Annotated in this window: 13 protein-coding genes; 10 read left to right on the top strand and 3 right to left on the bottom strand. The window is 66.0% G+C overall.

The genetic code is table 11. The features are described 5' to 3' along the window. Positions 1 to 39: 39 nt before the first annotated feature. Positions 40 to 1,014, bottom strand: a complete 975-nt coding sequence (locus JOF46_RS05830) for a flavin reductase (protein WP_209906454.1) — start codon at positions 1,012 to 1,014, stop codon at positions 40 to 42. A gap of 117 nt (positions 1,015 to 1,131) precedes the next feature. On the opposite strand from JOF46_RS05830, the gene JOF46_RS05825 reads away from it, so the two are divergent. From JOF46_RS05825 to JOF46_RS05795, 7 genes are read left to right on the top strand one after another with little or no spacing between them, the layout of a single operon-like run. Further along, positions 1,132 to 1,836 carry a GntR family transcriptional regulator gene (locus JOF46_RS05825; protein ID WP_209906453.1) on the top strand — a complete coding sequence of 235 codons (705 nt, stop codon included), beginning with the start codon at positions 1,132 to 1,134 and terminating at the stop codon, positions 1,834 to 1,836. Between the two features lie 38 nt (positions 1,837 to 1,874). Next, the gene (locus JOF46_RS05820) at positions 1,875 to 2,543 is read left to right on the top strand and encodes an amino acid synthesis family protein (RefSeq protein ID WP_209906452.1); all 669 of its coding nucleotides are present in this window, start codon (positions 1,875 to 1,877) and stop codon (positions 2,541 to 2,543) included. Beyond that, on the top strand, positions 2,540 to 3,091 hold the full coding sequence (locus tag JOF46_RS05815; protein ID WP_209906451.1) for an amino acid synthesis family protein: 552 nt from the start codon (positions 2,540 to 2,542) through the stop codon (positions 3,089 to 3,091). Before JOF46_RS05820 ends, JOF46_RS05815 begins: the two co-directional genes overlap by 4 nt. A gap of 17 nt (positions 3,092 to 3,108) precedes the next feature. Then, positions 3,109 to 3,861 (top strand): alpha/beta fold hydrolase, encoded by a 753-nt coding sequence (locus JOF46_RS05810; protein ID WP_209906450.1) that lies wholly within the window; start codon positions 3,109 to 3,111, stop codon positions 3,859 to 3,861. After that, complete coding sequence (locus JOF46_RS05805; RefSeq protein ID WP_209906449.1) at positions 3,858 to 5,342, top strand: aldehyde dehydrogenase; 1,485 nt, start codon at positions 3,858 to 3,860, stop codon at positions 5,340 to 5,342. Before JOF46_RS05810 ends, JOF46_RS05805 begins: the two co-directional genes overlap by 4 nt. Further along, complete coding sequence (locus JOF46_RS05800) at positions 5,288 to 5,554, top strand: tautomerase family protein (protein ID WP_425355034.1); 267 nt, start codon at positions 5,288 to 5,290, stop codon at positions 5,552 to 5,554. The genes JOF46_RS05805 and JOF46_RS05800 overlap by 55 nt, the downstream gene beginning before the upstream one ends. 18 nt (positions 5,555 to 5,572) lie before the next feature. Further along, complete coding sequence (locus JOF46_RS05795) at positions 5,573 to 6,646, top strand: LLM class flavin-dependent oxidoreductase (protein WP_209906448.1); 1,074 nt, start codon at positions 5,573 to 5,575, stop codon at positions 6,644 to 6,646. Positions 6,647 to 7,211: 565 nt separating this feature from the next. Here JOF46_RS05795 and JOF46_RS05790 read toward each other — a convergent pair. Continuing rightward, positions 7,212 to 7,412 (bottom strand): hypothetical protein, encoded by a 201-nt coding sequence (locus JOF46_RS05790; RefSeq protein ID WP_209906447.1) that lies wholly within the window; start codon positions 7,410 to 7,412, stop codon positions 7,212 to 7,214. A 330-nt stretch (positions 7,413 to 7,742) separates the two neighbouring features. Here JOF46_RS05790 and JOF46_RS05785 point away from each other — a divergent pair, with 330 nt between their 5' ends. The 3 genes from JOF46_RS05785 to JOF46_RS05775 are packed head-to-tail and all read left to right on the top strand — an operon-like array spanning position 7,743 to position 12,772. Then, positions 7,743 to 9,098, top strand: a complete 1,356-nt coding sequence (locus JOF46_RS05785; RefSeq protein ID WP_209906446.1) for an MFS transporter — start codon at positions 7,743 to 7,745, stop codon at positions 9,096 to 9,098. Beyond that, positions 9,099 to 11,267: a molybdopterin oxidoreductase family protein gene (locus JOF46_RS05780; RefSeq protein ID WP_209906445.1), complete on the top strand. Its 2,169-nt coding sequence runs from the start codon at positions 9,099 to 9,101 to the stop codon at positions 11,265 to 11,267. It abuts the gene before it with no gap. Further along, positions 11,264 to 12,772: an FAD-dependent oxidoreductase gene (locus JOF46_RS05775; RefSeq protein ID WP_245348023.1), complete on the top strand. Its 1,509-nt coding sequence runs from the start codon at positions 11,264 to 11,266 to the stop codon at positions 12,770 to 12,772. Before JOF46_RS05780 ends, JOF46_RS05775 begins: the two co-directional genes overlap by 4 nt. 147 nt (positions 12,773 to 12,919) lie before the next feature. Here the strand turns inward: JOF46_RS05775 and JOF46_RS05770 are convergent, their stop codons facing one another. Further along, on the bottom strand, positions 12,920 to 13,702 hold the full coding sequence (locus JOF46_RS05770; protein WP_209906444.1) for a VOC family protein: 783 nt from the start codon (positions 13,700 to 13,702) through the stop codon (positions 12,920 to 12,922). Positions 13,703 to 13,706 lie beyond the last annotated feature (4 nt).

Raw genomic sequence — 13,706 nt, 5'->3', positions numbered from 1 at the left:
CTCTCGCACTTCGTGTTCTCGGAGTTGGGAGGGAACGGACTAAAGCTCGGTGAGCTCTGCCCCGTCAAAGAAGCGGCCGGCCTTGTAGACCATGGGGGCGAGCTCGGCGACCTCGGAGTGCTTGACCTTGGCGATGAAGACCGTGTGGGTCTTGGCCTGGAAGCGTTCCTTGATCTCGGCTTCGATCGAGGCCGCGGAACCGTCGATCAGCGGGCTGCCGTTCGGTCCCTCATGCCACTGGATGTTGGCGAACTTGTCATCGCCCTTGGATGCGAAGACGCCCAGGGTGTCGCGCTGCTCGTTGCTCATGATGTTGATACCCAGGTGGGTGGACTTGAACAGCGGGGAGTACGTGCTGGTGGTCTTCTGCACGCAGACCAGCACCAGGGGCGGTTCCAGGGAAATCGACACGTAGGAATTCGCGGCCAGACCGCGTGGCTTTCCGGCGTCATCGATGGTGGTGACCACGGTGACACCGGTGATGAACTGGCGGTTGAAGCCCTTGAGTTCATCTAGTCCGGGAATGCCGCTCAGGTCATCGACCACGGCGTCCTCGGGGGTTTCAAATGCCGAGCGCAGCGAGGGAACGCCGACATCCGCAAGCAGCTCACTCTGGTCCCAGGTGACCTTTTCGGTCATGATCTTGTCGCCCTGGAACGTCAGCAAGTTGGACCCGCGGGTCTCAACGGTGCTGCCCGTGGCGGGCACGCCCTGCAGATCGTTGGTGAAGGTTCCGGTGGTGCGCCAGAAGATGCCCGCGGTTCCCGTCTCCGAGTCGAACAGGATGTTGTCGATCTGGGTGGTCAGGTCCGGGAACGCTGCACGCACATCGAGGATTTCCTGCTTCAGATCCTGCGCGCTCGATACGTGGCTGGACTGGGTGCTCTCCCGGCGGTAGTCCGGGTGCAGCACGGCGTCCAGCGCGTCAACTTCGCCGCGATCCCACGCTGCCTCCCATGCGGCAGTCAGTGCGTCCTTGGTGAGCTGAATCTGAGAATCTTGAATATGTTGCATGCAAGAATCGTAGCAGTTGATGTGACTGAGTCAACAGGCTTCCGATTTTTCTTCTATGATTCAGGGGTTTCAAGGGAATCACTTGCATACAACAGCAGTCGGGGATATTGTTCTTGTATGCAAGAGACCACATCACTGGAACCAAAGCCCAGCCAGGATTCGAACGAACCGCCACTACTCACCCGGCTGCGTCAAATGATTGTCACCGGGACGGTGCAGCCCGGGAACATGCTGGCCGAAACCGCTTTGGCCCAGGAATTCGAGGTCAGCCGCACACCGATCCGCGAAGCCCTCAAGCAGCTTGAGCGTGAGGGGCTTGTCGAAGTCCGGGCCCGCGTCGGAACCTTCGTTCGCAAACCAACGCAGCGAGAAATCCACGAGATGTTCCAACTCAAGGAAGCCTTTGAAGGGCTGGCTGCCGGGCTGTTGGCTCGTCGCGGCCGAGTCCCGGAGCTGCTCTTGTTACAGGAGAACATTGCTCAGGCCACGGAAGCAGTTGAACGGGGGGACGCAGAGCGGTATTCGCAGCTGGTGCACGAATTCCACAGCACGTTGGTAGCGGGGGCCGACAACCTCAAGCTCGCGGAACACTACGACCTGTTGATGAACCAGCTGGCCTACCACCGGATCGTCTCCCAGACGCTGAGTCTTCCCGGGCGACTACGCAACTCCGTGAACGAACACCAAGCCATCGTCGATGCAATCCTCTCCAAGGATCCCCTGGCAGCCGAGCTGGTGATGCGCCGCCACGTCGCATCCTCAAGCCAGTCCGCAGTCTTGGCAGCCCTGCGCGAGTCCGAGGACACCGGACACTCGGACTAGCGCCTCGGCATTTAGACCTCATAGTCAAAGGAACGTACATGAACAGCCCACTCGCCACTACGGCACAAACCATCGATCTCAGCCAACGCTCAACGCTGGGCGAGTACTCCGACATCGCTGGGGCGATCGGACTGCGCAAGATCACTTCCATCATTGAAGAAGTCCCCCACGAATCGCTCGGCACGATCACCCGGGCCACGGCCACCGCGGTCATCGCCAACCCATGGCTTGGCACCGGAACCTCCCATGACCTGTCCGAGCGAACTGAAAGCATTGCCCCACTGCTTGCCAAGCTTCTCTCCGACCGCTTGTTGGACGCTTTGGGTGGAGCCGAGAAGGTCGAGGCCTTCGGCAAGGCCGCGCTCGTGGGACTCGATGGCGAGCTGGAACATGCCGGTGCGCTGATCCACACCCCGTATTTCGGCAACCTGCTGCGCGAGGCACTCGAGGGAACCTCAATCATCTGCTTCGTGGATGGTCGAGCCACCGCCGGCGAACAATTGCGTGTGCCGATGTGGCACAAGACCTCCCCTGCTACCCGCAGCCACTACCAAACCATTGAGCTCACTGTGCCCGATGCCCCGCATGCAGGTGAAATTGCGGTCATCGCCGCAGCTTCCACCGGTCCACGACCACATGCCCGGATCGGGGACCGCACCACCGACCGCACGATCACGTCAGAAATCCTGAAAGGAATCACACTGTGAACTACCGCAAGCTTGTCACCATCATTGAAGAGACCAACACCGAGGGCGGCCGCCAGGTGGATCCGGCGGCCCGCGTGGTCATCGTTGCCGCGGTCTTCGACAACCCGTGGGCCGGGCAGGGGTTCGTTGAGGACCTGACCGAGGGCATCGACAAGGTCGCTTCCGATCTGGGTGCACTGCTGGCACCACGCGTCATCGAAGCGTTGGGCGCTCCGCTTGAGGCCTACGGAAAGGCAGCAATCGTGGGACTGGACGGGGAGATCGAGCATGGCTCGGCACTGATCCACACCCTGAAGTTCGGCAACCACTTCCGCGATGCCGCCAACGCGACCACGCTGCTGCCGGCAGTTGAGAAGCGCGGCCCGGCCGGCGTGCAGTTCGACATCCCGCTCAAGCACTTCACCGACGCGACCATCCGCTCGCACCACCAGAGCATCGAGGTGAAGATCGCCGATGCACCCCACGCCGGCGAGATCCTCATTGCGTTGGCCGGTTCCACCCAGGGACGTCCGCAGCAGCGGCTCGCGTCGCTGTCCACCGAACTGTAGGCAAGTCGGGGGCGAAGATGACGAATTCCAAGCAAGCCACGGTGGTGCTGCTGCATGGTGTGGGTTTGGACCACACCATGTGGCGGCCCCTCCAGCAGCAGCTGGGCCGCGTATCCGTGGCACTGGACCTGCCCGGGCATGGCCAACAGCCGGCCCTGCGCGAACCACAGGACCTGGCCAGCCTCGCCCGGGACGTGCTGGGACGGATGGATGAATCCGGGCCCGTACACCTGGTGGGTTTCTCACTCGGTGCACTGGTCGCCCAGCACATCGCCCGCTTCGCCCCCGAACGCGTACTGACCCTCACCGCGGTCAATTCGGTCTGCCAACGCACCGCGGAGGAATCCGCGTCCGTTGAGCAGCGCCTGGCCACCGCCGGCGAGCACTTCGAGGAGGGCGTGGACAAGGCCATTGAGCGTTGGTACCCGAAGGAACAAAGCACCGTTCCGGCCGACATCATCGCCGATACCCGGCGGGTGCTGGCAGCCAACGATCTGGAGTCCTACCTGCACGCCTACGCGGTCTTCGCCCGTGGCGACCGGGAAATCGCCGGGGAACTCGGCTCGATCACCCAGCCGACGCTGGCCATCACCGGTGAGCTGGATCCGGGATCGACCCCGGAGATGTCCCACCGGCTGGGGGCTGCGATCCCCCATTGCACGGTGCATGTCGTTCCCGGTGCCCGGCACATGTTGCCGGTGGAAAATGCCCCGGCCCTGGCGGCACAGTTGAACAGTTTTTTTAGTGAAAATGAAGGAATGCCATCATGACCGAGCGCTACCAGCACTTCATCAACGGCGAATACGTCGCCCCGAGCGAAGACCGCTATTTCACCAGCACCAACCCCGCGACGCTCGAGGAACTCTACGAAGCGGCCCGCGGCAATGCCCAGGACGTTGACCTCGCGGTCAAGGCCGCCCATTCGGCCTTCACCTCCTCGGCCTGGAGCTCGCTGAACGCCACCCAGCGCGGCCACCTGCTGCGCCGCCTGGGCGATTTGGTCGGCGAGAACGCCGAGAAGCTGGCGATGGACGAGTCCTTGGACAACGGCAAGCTGCTGCGCGAGATGCGCGGCCAGATGGCTGCCCTGCCCGAGTACTTCTACTACTACGCGGGACTGGCCGACAAGGTCCAGGGTGCCCAGATTCCGGCGATGAACCCGGCGATCCTGAACTACACCCAGCGCGAGCCGCTCGGCGTGGTCGGTGCCATCACCCCGTGGAACTCGCCCCTGACCTTGACCACCTCCAAGATCGCACCGGCGCTGGCCGCCGGCAACACCGTGGTGATCAAGCCCAGCGAATACACCTCGCGCACGGTGCTGCTGCTGGCCGAGCTTGCCGACCAGGCCGGGTTCCCGGCCGGTGTCATCAACGTGGTCACCGGATTCGGCGCCGAAGCCGGTGCAGCATTGGTGGCCCACCCGCTGCTGGCAAAGATCTCCTTTACCGGGTCAACGGCCACCGGCTCGCACATTGCCTCGCAGGCCGCCAGCCGCTTCATCGGCTGCACGCTGGAGCTGGGCGGCAAGAGCCCAAACATCATCTTTGACGACGCAAATGTTTCAAATGCCGCAATGGGTGTCATCGCCGGCATCTACGCGGCGGCGGGACAGACCTGCATCGCCGGCAGCCGGGTGTTCGCCCACAAGTCGGTCTACGACGAGCTGGTGGAGAAGGTCACCGCGCGTGCCCGGTCGATCGTGATCGGCGACCCGCTGGCCGACTCCACCGAATTGGGCCCGCTGGCATTTGCCGGCCAGCTTGAGAAGGTGTCCTCCTACGTGGAGCTCGGCGCCAAAGAGGGTGCCACCGTGCTGGCCGGAGGCTGCCGTCCCGAAGGGCTTGAGCTGCCCGGCTACTACTACGCACCCACCGTGCTCACCGACGTCAACAACGACATGCGCGTGGTCCGCGAGGAAATCTTCGGCCCGGTCGCCGCGATCATGCCGTTCGAGCACGAGGACGAGCTGCTCGGCATGGCCAACGACACCGAATACGGCCTGGCGGCAGGTGTCTGGACGCAGAACCTGTCCCGTGCACACCGCATGGCCCGCAAACTTGAAGCCGGCACGATCTGGGTCAACACCTACCGAGCCATGTCCCCGATGTCCCCACGCCAGGGATTCAAGAACTCGGGAGTCGGCATCGAGCACGGCCTGGAGTCCATGAACGAATACACCAGGTTGAAGAGCGTGTGGATCAACACCGACGAGTCCCCCGTTGCAGACCCGTTCGTCATGCGCTCCTAGAAGGGACAAGCACCATGCCACTGATAGATGTCTCCATTGCCAAGGGCCGCAGCCCCGAACAACTACGCGCACTGATGGACGCCCTGCACCATGCAGCAGTCCAAACGGTTGACGCCGCCCCCGAAAACATCACGGTCATCGTCCGCGAGATCGAACACGAGCACTGGTCACGCACCAACGTGACGATCGCCGAACGAAACAACACCAACTAAGCCCGAAAGGAAGCAACCATGCGCTTTTCCCTCTTTATCCACATGGAACGCTACGATGAATCGCTCACCACCCAGCAGCACTGGGAGAACCTGGTCGAGCTGACCCAGATGGCCGAAGCCGGAGGCTTCGACACCGTGTGGATCGGCGAGCACCACTCCATGGAGTACACGGTTTCCCCGAACCCGCTTCCGCAGCTGGCATACCTCGCGGCCAAGACCTCCACCATCCGCCTGGGTGCCGGCACCATCATCGCCCCGTTCTGGAACCCGATTCGGGCTGCCGGCGAGGTCGCCCTGCTCGATGTCATCAGCAACGGCCGCGCCGAACTGGGTGTGGCCCGAGGCGCCTACCAGTTCGAATTCGACCGTGTCGCCGGTGGACTGCCGGCCACCGATGGTGGCCAGCACATGCAGGAGATCATCCCTGCGATCCAGAAGCTCTGGGAGGGCGACTACGCCCACGACGGCGAGGTATGGCAGTTCCCCACTTCGACCTCGGTGCCCAAGCCGGTGCAGAAGAAGGTTCCGGTCTGGGTTGCGGCGCGTAGCCCCGAATCCCACGACTACGCCGTGGCCAACGGCTGCCACGTCATGGTGACCCCGCTGATGAAGGGGGATGAAGAGGTGGAATCGCTGGTCGAGAAGTTCGAGACCGCGATCGCCAACCACCCCGAGATCACCGAACGCCCTGACATCATGGTTCTGCGCCACACCTACGTCCACTCGGCCGACGAGCCGGAGGCCTGGCGTCCGGCCGCAGAGGGAATCCAGAAGTTCTACCGGACCTTCGATGCCTGGTTCGGCAACAAGACCACGCCTGTCAACGGCTTCCTGGAGCCCAGCCCGCTGGAGAAGTTCGAGGGCCGCGCTGATTTCACTGTTGAATCGCTGCACAAGTCGGCGATGATCGGCACCCCCGCCGAGGTTGTCGAGCGTCTGCGCCGCTACGAAGCGTTGGGTGTGACCGAGTACAGCTTCTGGAACGACAACTCCCTCAGCCACGAGGAAAAGAAGCGTTCGCTGCAACTGTTCATCGATGAGGTTGTTCCGCAGTTTGCCCAGGCGCCAAGTGTTTTGGCCATGGAGAAGTAACTGCCAGGTTGATCCGAGTAACTCCCGGCATGGGCCCATCGTTTTCGATGGGCCCATGCCCGTTGGTGCCACCTACCAAGACATCGGGTTGGTTACTCGATGCCGGCGGCAACCCACCGATTCCCCTCGCGGAATCAAGCAAGGATCGTCGACCGAGGATCTCGGACCCATCGCTTTTCGCGGTCTGTTGTAGATTCGGCACGTTCCTGGCTGGACTTTGAACCACCTTCTTCTTCAGAAAGTTTTCGCCTCCACACAAGTTCCGATGTTTGGCGTTCACGCGGCCGCCGGCCAGCTGGACTTCATGCCAGCGCCCGGCTGCATCCTGGAGAAACCCCTTGGCCCACACGAGTCCTTCCGACTCGGCTGACAAGACCCGGGCCATCGACTCGACGTCAACCCGGCCGGGCATGTTCAGTTAATAGCAAGTTTCCGTGCGTGACGGACTCCTCTAATTAGCTGAACACCTGAGGCGCTCCGGGCGCTCTGCCCACTTTTCGGTTCCAGGCGGGGTTCCATTCCCCATGCCAAAGCATCCAGCACCGGGGACCAAAATTGCCCTGGGTTAGACGCCTGCCGGTACCGATTTTCCTGCAATACTGCGCACATGCCCACCGAGCAACTCGGCCGCCACACCAATCTCCGATTCGCGGCTCGCAATAATCGGCTCGGCGGCGGTAAGCCGCCAGTCGGCGCCATAGGAGTCGCGCGGAAGGGTCAGTTCCACGTTGTCCGCAGCCAGCTCCATGCGGATGAATTCCAGCACGCTGCGCAGCTGCGCCCCGGCCTACCCGGAATCGTTCGGCGGCAAGCACCCCTTCCTGTCCCCGCGTGAACCGTCGAACCACTCGGCGCCGGGTCCGCCGGCTGCTGTCATGAAAGGCCGGTGACCCGGTCCCGGTGGCGCGTGTGTTTCGGGCGCGTTTCCGTCGTCTCCCCGCCCGCGTCGCCGCGGTGATCCACATGTTCGCTTCCGGCAACATCAAGTGCGGCCAAGTGAAACCTCCCCCCGGGATGCTTAAGGCATCAACCACCAGGGACGAGGGGACGATACGCCTTGAGCGCACAGCTAGAACAAGAACAACATCGCACGGGCATGCCGACCACGCACGCCGGTCTCGAGATGGGTCCGGGACGCTGGGTACACAACTGGGATGCGGAAAACCCGGCATTCTGGGAGGGCATCGGCAGGGCCACCGCCCGCACCAATCTTCGCTGGTCGATCTTCGCCGAATTCCTGGGCTTCGTGGTGTGGCAGCTCTTTGCCGTCGTCGCCGTGTACCTGCCGGCCGCGGGATTCGAGTTGGACAACAGCCAGCTCTTCTGGCTGATCTCGATGCCCAGCCTGGTCGGTGCCACGCTGCGGATTCCCTACACCTTCATGGTCGCGCGCTTCGGCGGACGCAACTGGACCATTGTCTCGGCGCTGTTGCTGCTGATACCCGCCGGCGGCCTGGCCCTGGCGGTGTCAAACCCCGCGACCCCCTTCTGGGCGTTGCTGACCCTGGCGGGCCTTGCGGGATTCGGCGGCGGCAACTTCGCCTCCTCGATGGCCAACATCACCTACTTCTTCCCCGCCTCGCAGAAGGGGTGGGCGCTGGGCCTGAACGCCGCCGGCGGCAACCTCGGTGCGGCCGTGGCCCAGCTGCTGGTGCCCATCGCCATCACCGTCTTCGCCGCGGGTTCCCTGCAACTGCCGCTGGCCGGGCTGATCTGGATCCCGCTGATCCTGCTGGCCGCCTGGGGCGCCAAGCGCAACATGCACAACCTGTCCAACGCCCGTTCGGATGTCCGCGGTGCCCTGGCCTGCCTGAAGGAACCGCACCTGTGGATCATCGCCGCCCTGTACATCGGCACCTTCGGCTCCTTCATCGGATTCTCCGCGGTCTTCCCCAAGCTCATCCGTGACACCTTCCCCGACTACTCCACCTTCGCCCTGGGCACGGCGGCACTCTCCCTGGCCTTCCTCGGCCCGCTGGTCGGTTCCCTCGCCCGGCCCGCCGGCGGCAAGCTTGCCGACAGGCACGGCGGGGCGCGCATCACCCTGGGCGCCCTGGGGGTCATGGGCCTGGTGACCCTGGCCGTGGTCATGATCCTTCCGTCGGCGAACTTCTGGGTCTTCCTGTCCCTGTTCCTGGTGCTCTTTACCGCCAGCGGCATCGGCAACGGATCGACCTACCGGATGATCCCCGTCGTCTTCGCGCTGCGCGCAGGAACCGGAACCGGCAACGTCTCGGCGGCACGCAAGGGTGCCGCGGCGCTCGGGCTGATCTCCGCCATCGGCGCCTACGGCGGATTCCTGATCCCGCAGGCGCTCGGGCTCTCCCTGTCCAAATCCGGTTCCTACACCGCGGCCTTCATCCTGTTCGTGGCCCTCTACGCGGCCCTGATGTTCCTTCTCTGGTTCTGCTACATCCGCCGCGGCACCGGCTTTGCCGGGCGGAGCATCTAAATGGCAGCCTCAGCCGTTGACACCAGGACCACGCCCACGCACTGCCCCTATTGCGCCCTGCAATGCGGCATCAGCCTGGACCCCGGCCCGGGCGCCGAGGCGCGCGAGCCGGTGCTGTTGGCCGGCCGCGACTTCGAGACCAACGGCGGTGCCCTGTGCCGCAAGGGATACAGCGCGGGGAACCTGCTCAACCATCCCGAACGCCTGCGCACCCCGCTGCGCCGCGCCGCGGACGGCGGCTTCGAACCGGTCGGCTGGGACGAGGCACTGGATGTGCTGGCGCAGCGCGCGGCGGACATTCGCCGGGAACACGGGGCCGACGCGGTGGCGGTCTTCGGCGCCGGCGGGCTGACCAACGAGAAGGCCTACCAGCTGGGGAAGTTCGCCCGCCTGGCCCTGGGCACCGCCCGCATCGACTACAACGGACGCTTCTGCATGTCCTCCGCGGCAGCCGCCGGGAACCGGGCCTTCGGCCTGGACCGCGGCCTGCCCTTCCCGCTGGCGGACCTGGATGCCGCCTCGATGATCCTGATGCTGGGCTCCAACGTCGCCGAGACCATGCCGCCGTTTGTCCGCCACCTGGAGCACGCCCGGGCCTGCGGCGGGCTGATCGTGGTCGACCCGCGCCGCTCCCCCACCGCCGAGCTGTGCGCCGACGGATCCGGCTGGCACCTGCAGCCCACCCCCGGCACCGACCTGCAGCTGCTGCTGGGGCTGGCCCACGTGCTGCTGGCCGAGAACCTGGTCGACGATCAGTACCTGGCGAACCGCACCAACGGGCTGCCGGGACTGCGTGCCTCGGTTGCCGGGTGGTGGCCCGAACGCGTCGCAGCAACCACCGGCGTCCCTGCAACCGAGATCCGGCGCACCGCCCGCGCACTGGCCGCTGCAGCTGCCGCCGCCAAGACCGGTGGCGGGGGCGTGTTCATCCTGACGGGGCGCGGGGTCGAACAGCACACCAACGGCACCGACACCACCACCGCGGCCATCAACATCGCCCTGCTGCTCGGGTTGCCCGGAACCCTCGGCGGAGGGTTCGGCACCATCACCGGGCAGGGCAACGGCCAGGGCGGCCGGGAGCACGGGCAAAAAGCCGACCAGCTGCCCGGCTACCGCAAGATCACCGATCCCGCCGACCGCGCACATGTTGCCAAGGTGTGGGGCGTGGACCCCGAGACGATTCCGGGCCCAGGCATCCCCGCCACCGAGCTGCTGCACACCCTGGGCACCGAGTCCGGGGCACGCATGCTCATGGTGCACGGCTCCAACCCCGTGCTCTCCTCCCCCGACGCATCCAAGGTCCTGGCCGGCCTGCGCCGCCTGGATTTCCTGGTGGTCTGCGACTTCTTCCTCTCGGAAACCGCGGCCGAGGCTGATCTGGTCCTTCCGGTGCTGCAGTGGGCCGAGGAGGAGGGCACCATGACCAATCTCGAGGGACGGGTGCTGCGCCGGCGCAAGGCCCTGGAAGCACCGACGGGGACGCGCGGCGAATTGTGGATCCTGGCCGAACTTGCCAGGCGGCTGGAGTCCCCCGGCACGTTCTCGGCCGACGCCCGCGAGGTGTTCGAGGAGCTGCGCCTCGCCTCCGCGGGAGGCCTGGCCGACTACTCGGGTGTCGACTGGGACGACCTCGACGCGGGGGCCGCGGTGTACTGGCCCTGCTCCGCCGAGCACGCCGTGTCGCGCGTGCCGGGGCAGCGCTCGGGCACCCCGAGGCTTTTTCTGGACGGCTTCGCGCACCCGGATGCCCGGGCCCGGCTCATCGCCGTGTTCCCCGGCGCCTCCGGCGGGGACCTGCACTCCGCCGGGCGGCTGGCGCTGGTCACAGGACGGTTGCTGGAGCACTACCAATCCGGGACACAGACCCGCCGGGTCGCCGAGCTGGCTGGTGCGGCCCCCGAGACGCGCCTGGAAATCCACCCCGCCACCGCACTCGCCCACGGCATCGCCGAGGGCCAACGCGTCGCGGTGCGCAACGGGCGCGGCGAAGTCGTGGCCCGCGCACGCCTCACCACCGCGGTGCGCCTGGACACCGTGTTCCTGCCCTTCCACTTTGCCGGGAAGCAGAACGCCAACCTGCTGACCGATTCGGCGGTGGACCCGATCAGCGCGATGCCCGCATTCAAGAACGCTTCGGTGTCCCTGCACGCCCTGGGAGATGAATCATGAGCCAGAAAATCCGCGAACGCCTTCTCGTCATCGGCTTCGGCCCGGTCGCAGCCTCGCTGATCGAGGGCCTGCTTCCGGGCCTTGCCGACGGCTTGTTCACCCTCGACGTCGTTTCCACCGAGGAGCACGCCGCCTACAACCGCGTGCTGCTGGCAGAGGTTGCCGCCGGCGCGACTCCCGCCGGGCACCTGGGGATGATCGACCCGTTGCGCCTGGCCGAGGCGGGCGTCGGGCTGCACCTGGGGGAATCAGTCTTGCGGGTGGACCGCTCGCGGCGGCTGGTCTTCCTGGACTCGGGCAGGACCCTGGCCTACGACAGGCTGGTGTTCGCCACCGGCGCCCGCCCGGTGGTCCCGACGCTGAACGGGCTGGACTTCGCCCCGCATGCCGAGGCCAACCTGCCCGCCGGTGTCATGGCGCTGCGCACCCTCGAGGACGCGGCTGCCCTGAACCATGTGCTGGTTTCCGGGGGCAGGGTCTTGGTGCTCGGCGGCGGCATCCTGGGCATCGAGGCTGCCCTGGCCATGGCCGAGGCCGGGCACCGGCCGGTGCTGGTGCACCACGGCCCCGCACCGCTGGGTCGCGCCGTGGACCCCGATGGCGGGATGCTGTTGGCCCGTTCCCTGCGTGCCGCCGGCGTCGAGGTCGTTTCCGGGGTCAGGGCCACCGCCGTGCGGCGGAATCCAGCCGGGTTCACCGCGCTGGCGACCGAGGACCACGGCGAGATCGCCGGGGATGCGCTGTTGCTCTCCTGCGGGGTTCGCGCACGCACCGAGCTGGCCGCCGGCTGCGGGCTGAAGGTGGGCAGGGGCATCCAGACCAACGAGCACCTGGTGGCCGACACCGAGAACCGGGTCTTCGCCCTGGGCGATTGCGCCGAGGTTGCCGGTGCGGCACCGGCCGGCCTGCTGGCGCCGGGCTGGGCGCAGGCCGCCTGGCTGGCCGATTTCCTGCTGAAGCACCGGGCACCTGCACCCGACGAGCCGAGCCGCCCGCTGGATCCCGGCACCGCGGCACCGGTCCAGGGGGCCTCGAACGTGTTGATGCTCAAGGGCCAGGGCCTGGAGCTGGTGGTTGCCGGGAACGTGATGGCCGGCCCGTGGGACGGGGGCCGGGCCCGGGTGAGCGTGTTTGCCGATCCGCAGGCGGGCCAATACCTGAAGCTGGTCACCGAGGACGAGGTGCTCACCGGGTTCCTGGCGATCGGGTTGCCGCGCACCGGCGCCGAGCTGGTGCTGGCCTTCGAGCGGGGCAGCGCGCTGCCCCAAGACCGCTCCACGCTGTTGCGGCTCGATGACCCGGGCATGCCCGAATCGCTGGCCGCGGCAAGTGCCGATGACCAATTGTGCCGCTGCACCGGCGCCACCCATGGCCAGGTGGCCCGGGCAGTCGAGGAAGGCTGCGGCACGGTTGCCGAGGTGGGTTCGGCCTGCCGGGCGGGCACCGGCTGCGGCGGGTGCCGCGGAAAGATCGAGGCGATGCTGCGGGTTTCCGTCCCGGCCTAGCCTGATGGCCCCGGCCCGCTCCCCTGCCATCGCCGCGGCCCGGCGGGCAACCAATCCTCCATTGACGCCGGCGCCTCGCGCCCCAAGCAACGGGCGCCGACGTCAATGAATCCCCCAAGCGGGAAACCGTTGCGGCGGTTCCCGAAGCTAGCTGCCCTGGCCGATGTCCTGGGTGATCCAGAACTCCGCACCGGTGGGATCCGTCAGCGCTGCGTTGCGCCCAAAGGGCGTATCCTCCGCGGGTTGGATGACCGCCCCGCCCAGGGCCACTGTCCGGGCAACGACGTCATCGGCGTTGTCGACCGCGAAGTACACGTGCCAGCTGGCCGGGGCCCCCGCGGGCAGGAACGAACTGGCGTCCATGATTCCGGCCTTTGCGTTGTCGCCTTCCCCGAGGGTGGTGTACCGGAATTCGTCGGTGTCGCCGACCATCGCGGTTTTCCAGCCGAAGACGTCCTGGTAGAACTTCACCGCCGGGGCGAAGTCCCGGGTGAACAGCTCGTGCCAGGCCGGTGCCCCGTTTTCGGCAGCCAGCTGGTACCCGGTGTGCCCGCCGAATTCCCAGATCCCGATGGCCGCCCCCGAGGCATCCCCGAACATCGCCATCTTGCCCTGGTCGGGCACTTCCATGGGCTGCAGGTAGACCTGTCCGCCATGCTCGGCCGCGGACTTCGCCGCGGCGTCGATGTCATCCACGCGCAGGTAGGTCGTCCAGGTGTCGGGGGAACCGGAGGTTCCCTCGTTCTTCATGATTCCGGCGACCATCGCCTGATCCTTGGACGCGGTGACGTAGCCGCCGTATTTCTCCTGGTCCCCGGTCTCGTAGGTCCAGCCAAAGAGTTCCTTGTAGAACTCCTTGGACTTCTCCGGGTTCGATGTCAGCAGATCGATCCAGCAGGGCGATCCCACGGGCAGCTCGGGCTTGGGCATGACG

This window comes from Paeniglutamicibacter psychrophenolicus (assembly GCF_017876575.1).
In the GTDB taxonomy this organism is placed as follows: domain Bacteria; phylum Actinomycetota; class Actinomycetes; order Actinomycetales; family Micrococcaceae; genus Paeniglutamicibacter; species Paeniglutamicibacter psychrophenolicus.
Note: the sequence above shows the minus strand (reverse complement) of the source record. Positions and strands in the feature narration are given on the sequence as shown.